Consider the following 18,197-nt stretch of genomic DNA (forward strand, 5'->3'; position numbering starts at 1 on the left):
CTCCGTTTTTGGTGTTAAGTAGAAAATCAGGAAGCAATTTGATCCGCAAACGGATGCCACCTCTCGTTTGTCCACAGGTCTTGGATGATCGAGCCCACCCCCCGTCCCTCCAAGGTCTGCATCCACCAAACCGCCCGTTCTGTTCTTGCGTTCCCCACAGGGCCGATGATCCCCCACCTTCTCGCCGCCGCGTGATGCAAGCGGGAGAGATTCCGTAAAAATCGTCGGACATAAAATAAGATGACCTCCTTGGTGGGAAAACCAACCTGTTTGGTCTTCGCTCCTCGCCTTGGCGTTTCCAGCCACGTTTTGACCGCTTGCCAAATAACCGATCGTGTATATTGAACATACGGGAGGAGGAAAGAAGGCAACACACTCACGGTTTTACGGCACTCTCGCGAGCGTATCGTGCGATCCAAAGGCGATACTCCCCCTCTGCCGTCAACGCATAGCGTTGGTAGTATCCGTGACGATGCAAGGGGCGGCGGGATGGACAGTGGGGGCATTGGTTCACGTCGGGAAAATCGTTCCCTTTCCCACGATCCGTATACGTTTGAATGTCAATGCCAAAGTCGTGAAACTGGATCACACTTCCTCCCCCCTCTCCTTGAAACGAATGGAAATCTTTGTCCGAAACAATTCACAAAAAATTTAGCACATTCCTTCAGAAAAGGGGAGAGGGCTTTCTGAAAGAATGTGCAAAAAAATGGGCGTTTTGTGCTGAAATAAAATGATAATTTACAGTTCATGTTCATTCCTTGCCGGGGAAAACAGCCGAGGTGACGTTCATACCAATCGAACGCGGTGTGTTTCGATTTATTGTACGGTTCCAGGGCATAAAGAATCTGGTATGGTTGGATTTGCGAAAGTTTCATAAGATGATTGGCTGCCGAGATCTTCTCGGCATTTGTTTTGACCAATAGAAGGCGTGGCGACTAAAAGGGAAATGAACTTTTGTGAAAGCCTTGACAAATATTTGTAGGTTTTTATCAATACTGTAGATGAGCAAATTCACTAACATAAATTGACAACCAAACAAAAAAGGAGACATGAACCGGACTCCTTGGGTAAAATAGATGTGCTCAAAACCCATTCACACAAGGAGGTTCATGTCTCATGAATAGATTAGCACATCACCAAGGAATCCACAAGTTTTTCTTCACTTTGGGGTTGACGCTGCAGCTTTCCAAACCGGTCATCAAGCATCTCATTCATATCGTCGATGCCTTGACCACCAAGGGATTCTCGGGAACATTGACCGATATTCATCACTGGAGCTTTCATCCGAATCATCGAACGACGCTCAGTCACTTTTTCACGAAAAGCCCTTGGGATGAGGAAAGGCTGCTTGGGAAGCTTCAAGAGTGGATCCTCCGCCGAATCGAGCGCCTGGTCGAGCGAAAGAATCAGCCTCTTTTTGTCTCGATTGATGATACGATTTGCCAAAAAACGAAGCCTTCGTCACGGGCAACGCACGCCATTCAAGGGTGCGACTGGCACTACTCGCATAAAGATCATCAATCGGTTTGGGGGCATTCGCTCGTTTGGCTGATGGTGCACACCTTGACACAAGCGTTTCCGTTTGCGTTCCGCCTGTATGACAAGAAAGCGGGAAAAAGCAAGATCGACCTGGCCATCGAGATGCTTTCTTCGCTCAAAGTGAAGCGGGCTCAGCCGGTGTATGTGCTCATGGATTCGTGGTATCCGTCCAAAAAGCTCATTGAAGCCTGCTTGAAACAGGGATTCCATGTCATCGCCATGCTCAAGACGAACCGGATTCTCTACCCGAAAGGCATCGCCATCCAAGCCAAGCAGTTCGCCCGCTATGTCGAGTCCGAAGACACCCGCCTCGTCACGGTGGGGAAGGAGCGTTACCGCGTGTATCGCTATGAGGGGGCGATCCATGGCCTCGATGACGCGGTGGTGCTGCTGGCTTGGAAGGCGGATCAGCCGATGGCGCCGGAACATCTCCATGTCGTCTTGAGCACCGATCGGGAGCTGAGCGACGAAGACATCTTGCGTTACTATGCTCAGCGTTGGACGATCGAGTGCTTTTTCCGGCAGGCGAAAGATCAACTGAAGCTTGATGGATACCGCGTTCGCCACATTCGGGCGGTGAAACGGTATTGGGCGGTGGTGCTGTTGGCCTGCGTGTATAGCATCGCCGAATCCCGACAAAACCTCTCCGCCGGGCTGGAGCTTCTTCGGTCGCGGAAAGACCACAGCGTCGTCGAGTTCATTTATGACGCTGCGAAGCAAGATATTCCCATTGATGTGATCAAAAAACAGCTCCGTATCGCGTAAGGGGTACCCTGTTTGTCTCTCTAATCATGGAAATTATTGTAATGAAAAATGCTCATCTACAGTCAATATTTTCTCCACACTTTTTCTCTATTCTGAAAGTAAAGCAAAAGGGGAGAGGATGAAAACGTTGTGGATCAATTTTTGGCTGCATCAAGTGTGAATGGGAGTATTGACAAATGCTAAAGATGCGGAAAAGGGTGCTTGGAGTTCCAATTAGATTTTTCATTCAAGTCAGGCGAAATTATGACATAAATGGTTAGCGATAGGTGAGAATGATTTTTAGATCATGGAGGAGGTGATGAGGATGATGAGCGGGATGATGAGTGGCTGGGGGATGATGGGGTTTGGCATTCTCGGCTGGTTTCTTAATTTGCTTGCCATTGGATTGGTCGTGTATTTTGCAGTAAAACTCGCATTGCGCGATAAACGCTGATCGATTCGCCTCTTATTTCACGCACCTCCCTACTATTAGAGGAGGCAAGGAGGGGAAATCTTATGTTGAATCGACGAGAGTTTCTTAGCAGGTCGTTAAAGGGGGCGGCTGGACTGCTGGCTGTTTCGGTATTGCCTGCAGCAACGATAAGAAAACAGTCAATACAAGTTCAATGGCCAATCTCGGTCCTCTAAGCGAATTAGAAAAGGGAGAATTCCCTAAAAAGGTGCCGTATAAAGTCACCATAAAAGATGCATGGACCAAACAGGAAAGGGAAGGGTTTGTCTACATTAACAAAAATGAAGATGGTTCTTTACTCATTATGTCCCCGATTTGCACCCATCTAGGGTGTACCGTTGGAGATGCTGAGGAGAACATGCAGAAAACAGGCATCCGCTTTTTATGTCCGTGCCACGCAGGGCAATATGACGAATACGGTATCAATGTAGGGGGGCCACCGCCAAGACCGTTAGATACATTTGACGCTTATATTCAAGATGGCAATGTGTATATTGCCGTACTGAGCCCGAGGAAAAGGGAAAAATGAAAATCCGTTATTCCGCAGAAAAGCAGCAGGCTGGAACGTCCAACCTGCTGCTTTTTCCTTTACGGCATGATGCTGATCCCGTTGGGCATTTCGCCTACTTGAACCGTTTGGATTGCTTTATTTTGTTCTTGGTCAATGACGCTCACGGTGTTGTCGAACATACTTGTAACGAAAACATACTTGTCATCCGGGCTTGTGACGATCTCATGTGCTCCGTTTCCTGTTTCAATTGTGGCCACGCCTTGTTTTGTTTTTAAGTTTATCTTGCTTACAGAATGAGATGGTGCCTCTTTCGTCCCTTGAGTACAGGACATCCTTGTTGCACATTATACCCATTACCCGTATAATGTAATTAAAAGAGGTGATGTTTGATGAACCATTATGAAGATCATCATGTGGATAAAAAAATGGTTCCACGAACAGAACAGGAAATCGAACGCATTATCAAGCGCTTGAAGCGCATCGAAGGACAAGTGCGCGGTGTGCAAAAAATGGTGGAGGACAATCGGTATTGCATCGATATTTTAGTGCAAATTTCAGCGATCAGAGCGGCGTTGAACCAAGTCGGGCTGCAGCTGCTTGAACGCCACGTGAGCCATTGCGTGGCCAAAGCGATCCGTGAAGGGAGCGGAGACGAATCGATTCGCGAATTGATGGATGTGATGAAACAATTTTCGAAGTAAGGGAGGGAAAGGGAAATGGGAGAGCCGAAAACCGTGACGCTGAAGGTGACCGGCATGACATGCGCCGCGTGCGCCAATCGGATTGAGAAAGTATTGAATAAGATGGATGGCGTCAAAGCCCATGTCAATTTGGCCATGGAAAAAGCAACGATTCAATACGATCCATCGAAGCAAACGATCGCCGATATCGAAACGAAAATTGAGAATTTGGGGTATGGCGTTGCGACGGAAAAAGTGACGCTTGATATTGAAGGAATGACATGTGCGGCCTGTGCGACGCGGATTGAAAAAGGGTTGAATCGGATGGAAGGTGTGACAAGCGCTGCTGTCAACTTGGCGACAAACAGCGCGCTGGTTGAATACAAGGAGGGTGTTGCATCTGTCGAAGACATTTTAGAGAAAATCAAAAAGCTTGGGTACAGGGGGCAAATTCGAAACGAAGAACAAGACGATGCTGGCCGAAAAGAAGAGCGGCTGAAACAAAAACAACGGCAACTTGCCATTTCTATCATCTTATCGTTGCCGCTGCTTTATACGATGCTGGCTCATATGCCGTTTGCTATTGGCTTGCCGATGCCGCAGCTCTTGATGAATCCGTGGTTTCAGCTTCTTTTAGCTACACCTGTTCAGTTCTACATCGGCGGTCCTTTCTATGTCGGGGCGTACCGGGCGTTGCGAAACAAGAGCGCGAACATGGACGTCCTAGTGGCGCTTGGAACATCGGCCGCGTACGTTTACAGCTTGTACGAAGCTTTTCGGACACTTGGGAATCCTGACTATATGCCGAGACTGTATTTTGAAACAAGCGCCGTCTTGATTACGCTTGTGCTTGTCGGCAAATACTTTGAGGCTCTTGCGAAAGGGCGAACAACCGAAGCGATCTCGAAGCTAGTCAGCCTGCAGGCGAAGGAAGCGACCGTCATTCGGAATGGAGAAGAAATGAAAGTTCCGCTCGAGGAAGTGGTAATCGGCGATACGATCCTTGTCAAGCCAGGAGAAAAAATCCCGGTGGACGGTACAGTCATCTCCGGCGCCTCTTCCGTAGACGAATCGATGATTACCGGTGAATCGATTCCGGTTGATAAGAAGGAAGGCGACTATGTGATCGGAGCGACCATTAATACAAATGGGGTGCTGACCATTCGAGCAGAAAAAGTAGGAAAAGATACAGCACTTGCCAATATCATTAAAATCGTCGAAGAGGCGCAAAGTTCGAAAGCTCCGATTCAGCGGATGGCGGATGTCATTTCGGGTATTTTCGTACCGATTGTTGTCGGAATTGCGGTTGTTGCATTTATGATCTGGCACTTCTTTGCTGCGCCGGGTGATTTGGCGAAAGCGCTTGAGGCGGCCATCGCCGTTCTTGTCATCGCGTGCCCTTGTGCGCTCGGTTTGGCCACACCGACATCGATTATGGTCGGCACCGGCAAAGGGGCAGAACAGGGAATTCTCTTTAAAGGAGGTGAGTACCTAGAGAGAACGCATCAAATCAATGCCGTATTACTCGATAAAACAGGAACCGTGACAAAAGGAAAACCGGAAGTCACCGATGTGCTGGCCTTCCGCGAGGACATGCTCGATTATGCGGTTTCCGCCGAGAGCGCTTCGGAGCATCCGCTGGCTCATGCGATTGTTGAATACGGGAAGAAACAAGCGATTTCGATGAAGCCATTGGAGCACTTCTCCGCCATTACCGGCCACGGAATTGAAGCTGTCATTGACGGAAAAAGCATCCTTATTGGGACGCGAAAATTGATGAAGGAACGCTCTGTAGCGATTTCTGTGCATGAAGATAAAATGGTAGAGCTTGAAAAACAAGGGAAAACAGTGATGCTCGTTGCCATCGATGGACAGCTTGCCGGCATCATTGCTGTCGCGGATACGGTAAAAGAAAGCTCCAAAGAAGCAATTCAAACATTAAAACAAATGGGCATCGATGTCTATATGGCAACAGGGGACAATCAACGGACAGCGGAAGCGATCGCCAATGAAGTCGGCATTGAGCATGTGTACGCCGAGGTGCTCCCGGAAGACAAAGCGAACATCATCCAGGAATTGCAAAAGCAAGGAAAACGTGTGGCGATGGTCGGTGATGGAATTAATGACGCTCCAGCTCTGGCCAAAGCGGATATTGGGATGGCGATTGGCACGGGAGCTGATGTCGCCATCGAGACCGCGGACGTGACCTTGGTCGGCGGCGATTTACGCCATATCCCGAAAGCCATTGAGTTGAGCCGCCAAACGATGAAAAACATTCGGCAAAATCTGTTCTGGGCGTTGTTTTATAATACGATTGGCATTCCGGTCGCCGCTTTCGGATTATTGGAACCATGGATCGCGGGGGCAGCGATGGCATTTAGCTCTGTATCCGTTGTGACCAACGCGCTTCGTTTGAAACGCGTGAAAATATAAACATTTAAGGAGGAATGGATGATGACGATTACATTACAAGTACAAGGAATGACATGCGGACATTGCAAAGCGGCGGTGACCAATGCCCTTCAAGCGTTGGATGGCGTCAGCCGTGTAGAAGTGCATTTGCAAGAAGGAACTGTCGATGTGGAGTATGATGAAACAAAGGTCAGCGTAGAAAAACTGAAAGAAGCGATTGAAGAGCAAGGATATGATGTGAAATAACATACGGAAGGTGCCCCGAAGTGATGACGGGGCACTTTTTTATCCAGAGCGTAACGGGACATTGTCATCGCCTAAACGAGTTCTCGGCTGGGGAAAGTTTTTTCTCTTCTTGAAGAATATCGAGAAAGCGAGATGTTATAATGAAAATAACAGGCGCGGAAAAAGGGGGGGATTTATTTGCTATCACAACAAGACATCCTTAATGAAATGTCGAAATGTTTAGATTTGTGGAAGAAAAAGTATGGTGTGAAGCGAATCGGGTTATTTGGCTCGTACAGTCGGGGGGAACAAAGGGAATCAAGTGACATTGATGTGTTGGTAGAATTTATGGATAATGCGGTGACGTTTGATCATTATATGGAGTTGAAACTGAGTTTGGAAGATCATTTTCAAAAACCAGTGGATTTAGTGATTGTAGATGATATCAAACCAGGATTAAAGCCAACTATTTTAAGGAGTGTTAAGTATGCAGAGGGATCCTAGCGTCTTTTTGCAAGATATTTTGGCTGCTTCAGACAAATGGAAAAACGACTAGGATCAGCCAGCATTTTTCACTAAATCGTCAGCCCTCTAAGCGAAGCGTAGGTGGCGGGTGGTTCACACCTATACATGGTAATAAGGAAAGAGGAGCTGACCCAAAACGCATTTGTGTTTTGGGTCAGCCCCTTGAGCTTTTTTATTCACCTTTATTGGTTGTGTCATTCGGATCTGGAGTATAGTCCGATTTGTAGTCGGTATATTTGACTTCTGTCACCATTCCCGCTGAAGCATGGTGCAAGTCATGGCAATGGAACATCCAATTTCCCGGATTATCCGCTTTAAACGCGACGACATATTCTTCACCAGGGTTTACATTTAAGGAATCCTTTATCAATGGAGAGCCTGTGACCGGCTTGCCGTTTTTGCTTAACACTTGGAAGAAATGGCCGTGTAAATGCATCGGATGTACATCCATCGGCGAGTTGTTCACGATTTTTACTTTTACGAAATCTCCTGTCTTCACATGAATAGGCGCTGTGTCAGGATACGTTTTCCCATTAATCGTGAAAATCATGCCATTTTTGCCCATGGCCGTTCCTAAATCCATTGTATACTCTACATCATATTTTTGGTCTAACGTAAATGGACCTGTTTCATATTTTCCATATGTTGTCATATCCACGACAGGGAGGTTTTCTTTTGCATTTGCTTTGTCCGTATTGTTTGCTTGTCCTTCGTATTGAATTTTCACTTTCATGCCATCGGTGCCTTTCATATTGCCGTGGCATTCCAGCAGCCATTCACCCGGGTTATTGGCGATAAACTCCTTGCATGGAAGATGGATTTGAGCAAGCTGCGCCAATCGCTGCTACTCCTGCGAAAATGGCGCCAAGCAGCCATTTTTTCATGTCGTTTTCCCTCCTTAAGCTTGTAGTGGGAGATGCAATGATATGATAAAAAATAGATGTGCAAAATGTATGGAGAAAATCGTTCAACTGAAATGTAAAAAAAGGCAAGCGATTCGGATTCACCGATGTCTAACGGTGGTAGGTAATCGCCTGCCGTCCCATTTGAACCCAAGCGTCGATAAAGTCTTGTTTCGGCGCTTTTTGGTTTTTGACAGCGGTCAATGGATCATTGAAATAAATGTACTGCTCATCGTATCCCGTAATGAGCACCGCGTGTTCCCGGTACGTGATTTTGATCGGGCCTTGCGGGGTTTGCCATTCCCGAAAGGCAGAGGGAGGAAGAGGACGAAAGGTGGTGTTGGTGATCACCCAAACCGGTGTGCCTTTGGCCAAGTATGTATAGATGTTCTCAAACGATTGCCCTGTTAAGTCGATGATTTGGTTAGGCAAGTACCGCTCAGCCAACTGCTTGATCGGCTTATGGTACACGCCGTATCCAGGCTTCGATAACGTATACATATCGCCGACAAACCCTTCATTTGGGTGGCCGTAAAACACTTGGCCATTTCGCACTTGATACGGAGTAGGATTTTTCTTGATTTGTTTCGCCAACGTCATCTTATCGACGCGAATGCCGGCATGATTCAAGAGCATGGCCAAGCTGGTTACTTCGCATCCCCTCGGCAGTTCCGGAAGCTGAGACAAAAGGGGGGCGTCAATCAGGACGGATGTCCTTAGCGCTTGTTTCTTTGAAGAGGCAACTGATCGATTCGCCTCCTTTGCTTGATTGCTGGGGGACGGATTGGTTTCTCTGCTGTTTCTGTTCTGTATGAAGGCTTTGATGGCATCGCCTGTCTGGGCCGAACTTGCATAATAGGATAATGAGGCGGACAATAGCAAGAAACAGGAAATATACAATCCGAGCGACAGTTGATCCATCCTCCCGTTTAGAGGTCTTCTCAAGAGAACAAAACAAAGGGAAACGATGAGAAAAGTCAAAAAAAGGATAAACGCTAACAAGCCATTCTCAACTCCTTTATAACACGTGTGTGTTTTTATAGTAACAGATCGATGTGCAAAAATGGTGAAATTCACACTTTCTCCATACTTTATCGTTAATATTATGAGGAACTGAAAATCTTGCAAGCAGTTTTCCTGAAAAAATGGAAACAGATTGTTTTTGAAACTTGATGTTGTGTACGATAGAATGAAAGTGTCTTTGTATAAATCATTTTAGTTTTAAACAAAAAGGTTTTTGGTGTTGTTTTTGGATTCTTCTTAGCAAAGTGGGGGGACAATCATCGCCATGTGCGGTTTTATTGGCTGTATTCATGATCGCCCAAGAGCGATTGAGCAAACATGGAAAACAACGTTGGTAGAGATGAACCGCCTGATTACGCATCGCGGCCCCGACGATGAGGGGTATTTTTTTGATGACTACGTGAGTTTTGGTTTTCGGCGTTTGAGCATCATCGATCTGGAGGCGGGACATCAGCCGCTGTCTTATGAAAACGATCGATATTGGATCATTTTTAACGGGGAAATTTACAACTATATTGAATTGCGGGAAGAGCTGGCGGCGAAAGGATATTCGTTTGCGACGCATTCGGATACCGAGGTGATTGTTGCCCTTTACAGCGCGGAAAAAGAAAAAGCGGTCGAAAAGCTGCGCGGGATGTTTGCGTTTGTCATTTGGGACAAGCAAGAGAAAACGGTGTTTGCGGCGCGCGATCCGTTCGGCATTAAGCCGTTTTTTTATGCGGAGCAAGGAGACTGCACGTTTTTCGCTTCGGAAAAGAAAAGCATCTTGCTGGCCCTCAGACAGGAATCGCCAAACGGTGATTCCCTGCAGCATTATTTAACGTTCCAATATGTCCCTGAGCCGCTGACGATGTCGGCCGGCATTTACAAGCTGGAACCGGGGCATTATCTCAAGAAAAAAGTCGGGGAGCCGCTTATGATTCATCGTTATTGGAAGGCATCCTTCGAGCCCATTCGCCAATCGGAAGAGGAGCTTGTAAAGAAAATCCGCGATGCGCTGTTTGATTCGGTCAACGTCCATATGCGCAGCGATGTGCCGGTCGGTGCGTTTTTGTCGGGAGGCATTGATTCATCGTTCATCGTCGCCATCGCGAAACAATTCCATCCGAACCTGAAGACATTTTCCGTCGGGTTTGAGCGGGAAGGGTTCAGCGAAATCGATGTCGCAAAAGAAACCGCAGAGAAGCTTGGGGTAGACAACATTAGCTATGTCATCTCACCGCAGGAGTATATGGAAGAGCTGCCGAAAATTATGTGGCATATGGACGATCCGCTTGCCGATCCTGCGGCTGTGCCGCTGTATTTTGTCGCTCGTGAGGCGAGAAAGCATGTCACGGTTGTGCTTTCCGGCGAGGGGGCGGACGAGCTGTTTGGCGGCTACAACATTTACCGCGAACCAGAGTCGTTGCGGCTGTTTGCGCGCATGCCAAACATCGTAAAAGCGGTGTTGCGGGTGATCGCGAAGATGCTTCCGGACGGAATGAAAGGAAAAAGCTTTTTGGAGCGCGGAACGACGCCGCTTGAAGAACGGTATGTCGGCAATGCGAAAATCTATAGCGAAAAGGAAAAAGCGGCGTTGCTCAAAACGTACCAAGAGGGGCGCGAATATACGGCGGTGACGGCTCCTTTTTACCGCGAAACGCTTCATTACCCACCCGTCAACCGGATGCAGTATATTGATATTCATACATGGCTAAGGGGCGATATTTTAGTCAAAGCGGACAAAATGACGATGGCCCATTCGCTTGAGCTGCGCGTTCCCTTTTTAGACAAAAAGGTATTTGAGGTTGCTAGGCAAATCGCCCCTGACATGAAAACAGCCAACGGCACGACGAAATATATTTTGCGCAAAGCGGCTGAGGGCATCGTACCGGATCATGTGTTAAACCGGAAAAAATTAGGGTTTCCCGTGCCGATTCGCCACTGGCTGAAAAACGAAATGTATGACTGGGCGAGACAGCTCATCAACGAAAGCGAAACCGATCATCTGTTCCATAAGGACGTGCTCTATCGGCTGCTGGATGAACATGCCCGCCACAAGGCGGACCATAGCCGCAAGCTGTGGACGGTCTTGGCGTTTATGGTTTGGCATCAAGTCTATGTGGAAAAGAAGTACGATTTTGCTCCATCCGCACAAAGCGAGAAGCGGCCAGCGTCTGTTTTGGAGGCGTAGCAGGGAAACGAGCGATGAAGCGTCCCGGGACTCAGCCGGGACGCTTGCTATTCTCTTGATGGAAAAAGGATGATTTCCAAATGAAGGAATTCAGCCCGTTTTGATGTTCGAAACAGGAACCCACTGTTTTAGGGGGGTGAAAAACAATGATTCCCTTGGGCATTGTCTGTTTTTCTGTTCAGACAAAAAACGATTACATAAGGTTTCTTAATTTTAGAAATCCCCCTGCCCAACCAAGTTTTCTATTCCATCACCAGCTTTCTAGATGACGAGAGCGATGACGCGAAATTTGTGTTTCACCGAACGGAGAACATACTGCTCATTTGTTTTGGCCATAGGGAATGGAGAAGGCTAAGAAGATGGACCTTGAATGGGGAGTTCCACTATAAAGGTCGCTCCTTCTCCCGGCTGGCTCTGAACGGAGATGGTTCCATGATGGATATCGACAATCTTTTTGGCGATCGACAAGCCGAGCCCGCTGCCGCCTGCGGCGCGATGGCGGGATTTGTCGGCTTTATAAAACCGTTCAAAAATGCGGGGCTGGTCGTGTTCGCTAATTCCCGGTCCTGTGTCGGAGAAGGTGATGATGGCTTGTTCGCCGCGGCGCTGCAGCTGGATGGTGATCGTTCCTCCTTTCGGTGTAAATTTGATCGCATTATGGATCAAGTTCAGCCACACTTGACTGAGCAAATCCTCATAGGCCGTAATGACGACTTTTTCAAGCATGACACACATGTCCAATTCTTTTTCCGCCCACTGCGGCTCGCAGTGAAGAATGAGCGTTTGCAGCTGCGTGTCCAAGCGATAGGATGTGGGATGAAACGGGTGGCGATCGGAGTCTAACATCGCCAACCGCAACAAATTCTCGCTTAACTTCGACATCCGGACGCACTCCGTTTCAATAATGTCGAGATAATGCATCCGCTGCTCACGGCTTAGGTTCTCGTTTTTCAGCGCCCGGGCAAACCCGCGGATCGATGTGAGCGGAGAGCCGATTTCATGAGAAACGTTGGAAATAAATTCTTGCCGCATCTCTTCCATAGCTTGCAAATTTGCGGCCATGTCGTTAATGCGTGTCACGAGTTCGCCAAACCAATGATTTCGTTCCCCCCAGTCAACGCGGAGATTGACGCGAAAATCGCCTTTGGCGATTCGATTGAGGGCGTCCATCAAGTGCTGCCATAACATTTTTTCACGCTTTCGCAGAAAAGGACTGATCGCGCTCATGCTGATCCCAAATAAGAAGAAGCCGAAAATCGATGTAATGATTTGCCGGACGAGCGGCTGCGGCCGCCAAGCGAATCGGGTGTAGATCGCTTCCGTGATGAAATACGCCGCAGTCCAAAAAAGGCTGATGATGGTCATGACAGCGATGACTGTCAAGACGGATTTGAGCACAAATCGCAATCGTTTCATTGACATGCCTCCAGCCGATAGCCGAGTCCACGAATTGTGCGGATGGAAAATGGGGAATCCGGTTGGGCAAACCGTTCGCGCAGCCGTTTGATATGCACGTCCACCGTTCGTTCATCTCCTTCATAATCGTAGCCCCAGATCTGTTCAATCAACTCGTCGCGCGTAAACGTTTTGCCCGGATAGCTGGCCAACTTAAAAAGCAGTTCGAATTCTTTCGGCGGTAAGGTGATCTCTTGGTCTCCCAAACGGCATTCGTACGTCTTGCGGTTTAACGATAAATGGCCGATTTGCACGATTTGCGAGGTGGTGATTCGATACCGTTTGAGCAATGCTTTGACCCGGGCGACGAGTTCAAGCGGGTCGAACGGTTTGACGAGATAATCGTCCGCCCCAAGCTCGAATCCCTTCACTTTTTGTTTCGTTTCCCCTTTGGCCGTCAACATCAAAATCGGCACATCGTCATAGTCGCGCAGTTCGCGGCATAGCTCCCATCCGTCCATTTCCGGCATCATAATATCCATAATGACCAAATCCACTTTCACCGTTTCCAGCACATCAAGCGCCTCTTTTCCGTTAGCCGCCTCGTGGATTGTAAATCCTTCCAAGCTTAAAAAGTGGCTGACGAGTTCGCGAATATGAGCATCATCATCGACGACTAAAATTCGTGCCATTTCCATCCCCTTTCTTTTCCATTTGTTCTATTTTCATTGTGCCGCTTTCGCTCGGCCTCCGTCAATGCGGAAGCAAATCTGTTTATGATTTCGTCTTGACTGTGGATCGTGAACGAATCTATTTTGTTGGTTCTTGATGTTCATTAGAAGAACGGGGATGCCCATCGGACATCCTGAGTGTTATGCACGGCGCATATAGACACGAACCGTGATTGGCGCAAAGATCGCGACAATCGCTGCCGCGCCGAGCAAGGAGACGACGAAATCGGTGCCAATTGTTCCGTGATTCGTCAACTCGCGGACGGCCGCGATCATATGGGAAATGGGATTGACTTTGGCAACCCATTGCAACCAATCGGGCATCGTCTTGATCGGCACGAACGCATTCGAGACAAACATAAGCGGAAACAGCGCCATCATGGAGATCCCCTGTACGGCGGCCGCATGACGCGCAATGACGCCGCAGAAGGCAAAGATCCAGCTGACGGCCCACGCGCACCCGATGGCGAAAACGCCCGCAAACGCCATACTGGCGATGCCTCCTTCCGGGCGGTAGCCGATGAGAAATCCCATGGCGAACGTCAGCACGGTGGCGATGGCGTACCGGACTGTATCGGCCACCAACCCCCCTGCCAACGGAGCGATGCGGGCGATCGGCAGCGATTTAAAACGGTCGAATACGCCCTTGTCCATATCATCGCGAAGTTGAACCCCCGAGGCGACGGAAGCCCCGATCAACGTCTGGATCAGAATGCCGGGAACGATCATCGGCAAGTAGTCATGCACATTTCCCGCGATGGCTCCGCCAAAGATGTAGGTAAACATCAGAGTGAATAGGATCGGCTGGAAGGTGACGTCAAATAATTGTTCTGGCGTGCGCCGCACCTTCAGCAAACTGCGATAGGCCATCGTCAAGGAGTTGCTTACGGCTTGGGAAACGCTTGCCCGGTTTTTCAGTTGGCGATGGGCGGCTGATTGTGGAGACATGTGTTTCATCCCATCGTTCCCTCCCTTACAATGTTGGATTCCTCTGCGTTTTTTTCCACTCCATGGCCGGTAATGGTCAGAAAGACTTCATCAAGGGTCGGTTTTTGCACACTTAACTCGGCTAAGCGGATGCCCTCTTGACGCAAAGCGACAAGCAAGTCCGTCACATGGTCTGCATCGGCCATCGGCGCCGTGATGTTCCCGGTTTCCAAGGACACCGTCGACCGGACACGGAGAACGCGTTCAATGATGCGCCTTGCCGTTTCGATCTCCTCAGGATGCTGCAGCTTGACTTGCAATGACGACTGACCGACAGACGCCTTGAGTTCATCGGGTGTCCCTTCGGCGACGACCCGGCCATGATCAATCACAGCGATTCGGTCTGCCAATTCGTCCGCTTCTTGCAAATATTGGGTCGTCAACAGCACGGTTGTCCCCATGTTCACCAAGCGCCGGATCGTTTCCCACATTTGATTGCGCGTGCGCGGATCGAGCCCAGTGGTTGGTTCGTCAAGAAAAATGAGCGGCGGCTGGGCAATGAGGCTGGCGGCGAGATCCAGACGCCGGCGCATACCGCCGGAGAAATGTTTCAATGGGCGTTTAGCCGCTTCCGTCAAACCAAATTCCTCCAATAATTCGCTTGTTTTCCGCCGTGCTTCTGCCCGGCTCAGACCGAGAAGCCTAGAAAAGATCATTAGATTCTCTGTCGCGCTTAGCGTTTCGTCGACGGATGCGTATTGGCCGGTGACACCGATCAATTGCCGGACGATTTGCGGTTGTTTGACGACATCATACCCAAAAATTTTGGCGGAACCAGCGTCCGGGCGCAATAACGTTGCTAACATTCGGATCGTCGTTGTCTTGCCGGCTCCATTGGGGCCAAGCACGCCATAGATGGCGCCTGCGCGCACGTATAAATCGAGGCCGTCCACGGCCCGATGGTTACCGAATGTTTTTACCAATCCATGCGCTTCCACTGCCCACTCTTGATGGGCGGTTGAGATTGGGCGTTTGAATCCCATTTTGCGTCCCCTCCTTCATATGATTCGTACATGGTGAATCGTAGCAAGTTTTTATGAACGAAATATGAACAAGGAACGATTTTTAGTGGAAGAGAAAATTTGATTCGCTCACTCTTGCAATTTTCCCGGTTTTGGTATATGCTTGTTCCATCAGGATGCTAAATACTATATATTGGTTTTGAAGTCTTGTTGTACAACTACATATCGTTCTGCCAAGCAATGGTGTCCATCAGGACTTAATAGGGAATCCGGTGTGAATCCGGAACTGCCCCCGCAACTGTATGTGCGGACGAAATGGGATGGCCACTGGCGGCAAGAGCCATTCGGCGCGCCGCTGGGAAGGCCCCAAAGTAGGACGATGCACGAGTCAGGAGACCTGCCTTGCTTGGAACGTTTCATGTTCTTCGGGGTGTGAGAAGATGAAACGATAGGGGAAAAGAAAAAGGGTTTCGTATGCCTTTTTTCCGTCTGTCGTTTCATCCGCTCGCCTGCCCGAGCGGATTTTTTATTGAAGGAGTGGGGAAACGAATGACCGCATTGACGAAAATGATCATCATCGATGACCAAGGGAAGCCGGTTTCTTTTTCACGTGAAGAGTTTGCGTCGCTGATTGGGCAAGCCGCCGCTGGATTCGGCCGTCTGTCGCTTGATGAATACGTCGAGCGTGTTTGGCAGCTTCTCAGTCGAAAGGAGTCCGTCACGGTAGAACAGCTGCACCAAACGGCTATTTTGGAAGGACTTTCTTACATTGATGAAGATGAGCCGGACTGGACATTTGTGTGCGCCCGGCTGTATTTGCGGCAATTGTACCGTGAAGCGGCGCGGCAGCGTGGGTATGACGAGCGCGAGCGGTATGGCGATTTCTACTCGCTGCTTGTTGCGCTGACAGAACAAGGGGTGTACAGTCCGCTGCTGCTTGAACGTTATACGAAAGAAGAAATTGATGCCATCGGTGCGTTTCTTGATCCGGAGAAGGACAAGCTGTTTACGTACATCGGGCTGCGCACGCTCGCTGACCGGTATTTGGCCCGCGATTATGAGCGGCGGCTGTATGAATTGCCGCAGGAGAGGTTTTTGGTCATCGCCATGACGCTAATGGTGAATGAACCACCCAAGCGGCGCCTTGAGCTCGTGAAGGAAGCGTATTGGGCGTTAAGCAACTTATACATGACCGTGGCGACGCCGACGCTTGCCAATGCCGGGAAGTCATACGGCCAGCTGTCGAGCTGCTTTGTCGACACGGTCGATGACAGCTTGCAAGGGATTTATGACAGCAACACCGACATCGCCAATTTGTCGAAATCGGGCGGCGGCATCGGCGTCTATTTAGGCAAAATCCGTTCGCGCGGCAGCGACATCAAAGGGTTTAAAGGGGTCTCCTCCGGCGTCATCCCGTGGATGAAGCAGTTGAACAATACAGCGGTGAGCGTCGATCAGTTGGGACAGCGAAAAGGGGCCATTTCCGTCTATTTGGATGTATGGCATAAAGACATTTTTGCGTTTCTCGATGCGCGGCTCAACAACGGTGACGAACGGCTGCGGACGCATGATTTGTTCACCGGCGTTTGCATCCCTGATTTGTTCATGGAGCAAGTCGAACAGCGCGGCGACTGGTATTTGTTTGATCCGCATGAAGTGCGGAAGGTGATGGGGTTTAGCTTGGAAGATTTTTATGATGAGGAAAAAGGGTGCGGGAGTTTCCGCGAGAAATACTGGCAATGCGTCAACGAATCAAGGCTGTCGAAAGAAAAAGTGCCGGCGATCGAAGTGATGAAAAGCATCATGCGCAGCCAGCTCGAGTCGGGGACGCCGTTTATGTTTTACCGCGATGAAGTGAACCGGCAAAATCCGAATCGCCATCTCGGGATGATCTACTGCAGCAACCTTTGCACGGAAATCGCGCAAAACCAAAGCCCAACCGTGATGAAGCGGCAATATGTAAAAGACGGGATGATCATCATTGAAAAAATACCAGGCGATTTTGTCGTCTGCAATTTATCGTCGATCAACTTGGCGCGGGCGGTGACCGATGGGGTTTTGGCGCGGCTCATCCCGATTCAAATGCGGATGCTCGATAATGTCATTGATTTAAACAATATTCCGGTGCTGCAGGCCGGCCTGACGAACGAAAAATACCGCGCTGTCGGGCTTGGCACCTTTGGCTGGCATCATCTTTTGGCGTTAAAAGGCATTCGCTGGGAGTCGGAGGAAGCGGTCCGCTATGCCGACGAGCTGTATGAAACGATCGCGTATTTGGCGATTCAAGCGAGCATGGAGCTCGCCAAAGAGAAAGGGAGCTACCCGGCGTTTCCGGGATCGGACTGGCAGACGGGCGCTTATTTTGAGCGGCGCGGCTACGAAAGCCACGGTGAACTCGATTGGGATCGGCTGAAGCAAGATGTGGCCCGCTACGGGATGCGCAACGGCTATATCATGGCCATCGCCCCGAACGCATCGACGTCGATCATCGCTGGCAGCACGGCGAGCATTGATCCCATTTTCTTAAAAGTATACGCCGAGGAAAAGAAAGATTATAAGATTCCCGTTACGGTGCCGGATTTAAACGAACAGACGACATGGTATTACAAATCGGCGTACCATATCGACCAACGTTGGAGCATCAAGCAAAACGCCGCCCGCCAGCGCCATATCGACCAAGCCATCTCCTTTAACTTCTACGTCATGAACACGATTAAGGCAAAAGAGCTGCTCGATTTGCATTTGACGGCGTGGAAGTCGGGGTTGAAAACGACGTATTACGTGCGTTCGACATCGGGGACGATCGACGAGTGCGATTCTTGCGCGAGCTGACCATGGGGCGCAACAAACGCCTTTGGTCGGGCTTTCCCTTCCTTGTGCGGGAGGGGCGTCCGCGGTTGGTCGCGCATCACGATA

15 protein-coding genes, 2 pseudogenes and 1 riboswitch are annotated in these 18,197 nt (G+C 49.3%); of the genes and pseudogenes, 9 read left to right on the forward strand and 8 right to left on the reverse strand.

The window, feature by feature from the left end:
- Nucleotides 1–26: 26 nt before the first annotated feature.
- A pseudogene (locus GYMC52_RS04310) lies at nt 27–589 on the reverse strand (DUF6431 domain-containing protein).
- Nucleotides 590–1,116: 527 nt separating this feature from the next.
- Here GYMC52_RS04310 and GYMC52_RS04320 point away from each other — a divergent pair.
- The 3 genes from GYMC52_RS04320 to GYMC52_RS04325 all read left to right on the forward strand — a co-directional run bounded on the left by GYMC52_RS04320 (nt 1,117) and on the right by GYMC52_RS04325 (nt 3,284).
- On the forward strand, nt 1,117–2,304 hold the full coding sequence (locus GYMC52_RS04320) for an IS701 family transposase (RefSeq protein WP_012820547.1): 1,188 nt from the start codon (nt 1,117–1,119) through the stop codon (nt 2,302–2,304).
- A gap of 304 nt (nt 2,305–2,608) precedes the next feature.
- Complete coding sequence (locus GYMC52_RS20145; RefSeq protein ID WP_011230394.1) at nt 2,609–2,737, forward strand: hypothetical protein; 129 nt, start codon at nt 2,609–2,611, stop codon at nt 2,735–2,737.
- Nucleotides 2,738–2,963: 226 nt separating this feature from the next.
- Nucleotides 2,964–3,284: a ubiquinol-cytochrome c reductase iron-sulfur subunit gene (locus GYMC52_RS04325; protein WP_230982743.1), complete on the forward strand. Its 321-nt coding sequence runs from the start codon at nt 2,964–2,966 to the stop codon at nt 3,282–3,284.
- A gap of 59 nt (nt 3,285–3,343) precedes the next feature.
- On the opposite strand, the gene GYMC52_RS04330 is transcribed toward GYMC52_RS04325, so the two are convergent.
- Complete coding sequence (locus GYMC52_RS04330; protein WP_041469378.1) at nt 3,344–3,598, reverse strand: YncE family protein; 255 nt, start codon at nt 3,596–3,598, stop codon at nt 3,344–3,346.
- A 57-nt stretch (nt 3,599–3,655) separates the two neighbouring features.
- Between GYMC52_RS04330 and GYMC52_RS04335 the strand changes: the two genes are divergently transcribed.
- The 4 genes from GYMC52_RS04335 to GYMC52_RS04350 all read left to right on the forward strand — a co-directional run bounded on the left by GYMC52_RS04335 (nt 3,656) and on the right by GYMC52_RS04350 (nt 7,087).
- A complete protein-coding gene (locus GYMC52_RS04335) occupies nt 3,656–3,967 on the forward strand; it encodes a metal-sensing transcriptional repressor (protein ID WP_013523213.1) in 312 nt (103 codons plus the stop codon).
- 15 nt (nt 3,968–3,982) lie between these two features.
- Complete coding sequence (locus GYMC52_RS04340; protein WP_013523214.1) at nt 3,983–6,379, forward strand: heavy metal translocating P-type ATPase; 2,397 nt, start codon at nt 3,983–3,985, stop codon at nt 6,377–6,379.
- Between the two features lie 21 nt (nt 6,380–6,400).
- Nucleotides 6,401–6,604, forward strand: a complete 204-nt coding sequence (copZ, locus tag GYMC52_RS04345; RefSeq protein ID WP_011230404.1) for a copper chaperone CopZ — start codon at nt 6,401–6,403, stop codon at nt 6,602–6,604.
- A gap of 177 nt (nt 6,605–6,781) precedes the next feature.
- Complete coding sequence (locus tag GYMC52_RS04350) at nt 6,782–7,087, forward strand: nucleotidyltransferase family protein (protein WP_013523215.1); 306 nt, start codon at nt 6,782–6,784, stop codon at nt 7,085–7,087.
- A gap of 193 nt (nt 7,088–7,280) precedes the next feature.
- On the opposite strand, the pseudogene GYMC52_RS04355 reads toward GYMC52_RS04350, so the two are convergent.
- Nucleotides 7,281–7,910, reverse strand: a pseudogene (locus GYMC52_RS04355) (multicopper oxidase domain-containing protein); the annotation flags it as partial.
- A gap of 211 nt (nt 7,911–8,121) precedes the next feature.
- Nucleotides 8,122–9,012, reverse strand: coding sequence for a C39 family peptidase (locus tag GYMC52_RS04360; RefSeq protein WP_013523217.1), 891 nt, complete (start codon nt 9,010–9,012; stop codon nt 8,122–8,124).
- 286 nt (nt 9,013–9,298) lie between these two features.
- Between GYMC52_RS04360 and asnB the strand changes: the two genes are divergently transcribed.
- A complete protein-coding gene (gene asnB, locus GYMC52_RS04365; protein ID WP_013523218.1) occupies nt 9,299–11,206 on the forward strand; it encodes an asparagine synthase (glutamine-hydrolyzing) in 1,908 nt (635 codons plus the stop codon).
- A gap of 351 nt (nt 11,207–11,557) precedes the next feature.
- Here the strand turns inward: asnB and GYMC52_RS04370 are convergent, their stop codons facing one another.
- The 4 genes from GYMC52_RS04370 to GYMC52_RS04385 all read right to left on the reverse strand — a co-directional run bounded on the left by GYMC52_RS04370 (nt 11,558) and on the right by GYMC52_RS04385 (nt 15,302).
- Complete coding sequence (locus GYMC52_RS04370; RefSeq protein WP_013523219.1) at nt 11,558–12,622, reverse strand: sensor histidine kinase; 1,065 nt, start codon at nt 12,620–12,622, stop codon at nt 11,558–11,560.
- Nucleotides 12,619–13,293 (reverse strand): response regulator transcription factor, encoded by a 675-nt coding sequence (locus GYMC52_RS04375; RefSeq protein WP_013523220.1) that lies wholly within the window; start codon nt 13,291–13,293, stop codon nt 12,619–12,621. The genes GYMC52_RS04370 and GYMC52_RS04375 overlap by 4 nt, the downstream gene beginning before the upstream one ends.
- Before the next feature lie 180 nt (nt 13,294–13,473).
- The gene (locus GYMC52_RS04380; protein WP_013523221.1) at nt 13,474–14,289 is read right to left on the reverse strand and encodes an ABC transporter permease; all 816 of its coding nucleotides are present in this window, start codon (nt 14,287–14,289) and stop codon (nt 13,474–13,476) included.
- Nucleotides 14,286–15,302: an ATP-binding cassette domain-containing protein gene (locus GYMC52_RS04385; RefSeq protein ID WP_013523222.1), complete on the reverse strand. Its 1,017-nt coding sequence runs from the start codon at nt 15,300–15,302 to the stop codon at nt 14,286–14,288. Before GYMC52_RS04385 ends, GYMC52_RS04380 begins: the two co-directional genes overlap by 4 nt.
- A gap of 202 nt (nt 15,303–15,504) precedes the next feature.
- Nucleotides 15,505–15,700, forward strand: a riboswitch (cobalamin riboswitch).
- A gap of 55 nt (nt 15,701–15,755) precedes the next feature.
- On the opposite strand from GYMC52_RS04385, the gene GYMC52_RS04390 reads away from it, so the two are divergent.
- Complete coding sequence (locus GYMC52_RS04390) at nt 15,756–18,113, forward strand: ribonucleoside-diphosphate reductase subunit alpha (RefSeq protein WP_013523223.1); 2,358 nt, start codon at nt 15,756–15,758, stop codon at nt 18,111–18,113.
- Nucleotides 18,114–18,197: the final 84 nt, after the last annotated feature.

This window comes from Geobacillus sp. Y412MC52, from assembly GCF_000174795.2.
GTDB classification, from domain to species: domain Bacteria; phylum Bacillota; class Bacilli; order Bacillales; family Anoxybacillaceae; genus Geobacillus; species Geobacillus thermoleovorans.

Coding starts and splice junctions, on each gene's coding strand:
- GYMC52_RS04335 (WP_013523213.1), top strand. CDS start 3,656: ATGAACCATTATGAAGATCATCATGTGGATAAAAAAATGGTTCCACGA.
- copZ (WP_011230404.1), top strand. CDS start 6,401: ATGACGATTACATTACAAGTACAAGGAATGACATGCGGACATTGCAAA.
- GYMC52_RS04375 (WP_013523220.1), bottom strand. CDS start 13,293: ATGGCACGAATTTTAGTCGTCGATGATGATGCTCATATTCGCGAACTC.
- GYMC52_RS04370 (WP_013523219.1), bottom strand. CDS start 12,622: ATGAAACGATTGCGATTTGTGCTCAAATCCGTCTTGACAGTCATCGCT.
- GYMC52_RS04320 (WP_012820547.1), top strand. CDS start 1,117: ATGAATAGATTAGCACATCACCAAGGAATCCACAAGTTTTTCTTCACT.
- GYMC52_RS20145 (WP_011230394.1), top strand. CDS start 2,609: ATGATGAGCGGGATGATGAGTGGCTGGGGGATGATGGGGTTTGGCATT.
- GYMC52_RS04385 (WP_013523222.1), bottom strand. CDS start 15,302: ATGGGATTCAAACGCCCAATCTCAACCGCCCATCAAGAGTGGGCAGTG.
- GYMC52_RS04330 (WP_041469378.1), bottom strand. CDS start 3,598: ATGTCCTGTACTCAAGGGACGAAAGAGGCACCATCTCATTCTGTAAGC.
- GYMC52_RS04340 (WP_013523214.1), top strand. CDS start 3,983: ATGGGAGAGCCGAAAACCGTGACGCTGAAGGTGACCGGCATGACATGC.
- GYMC52_RS04380 (WP_013523221.1), bottom strand. CDS start 14,289: ATGAAACACATGTCTCCACAATCAGCCGCCCATCGCCAACTGAAAAAC.
- GYMC52_RS04390 (WP_013523223.1), top strand. CDS start 15,756: ATGCCTTTTTTCCGTCTGTCGTTTCATCCGCTCGCCTGCCCGAGCGGA.
- asnB (WP_013523218.1), top strand. CDS start 9,299: ATGTGCGGTTTTATTGGCTGTATTCATGATCGCCCAAGAGCGATTGAG.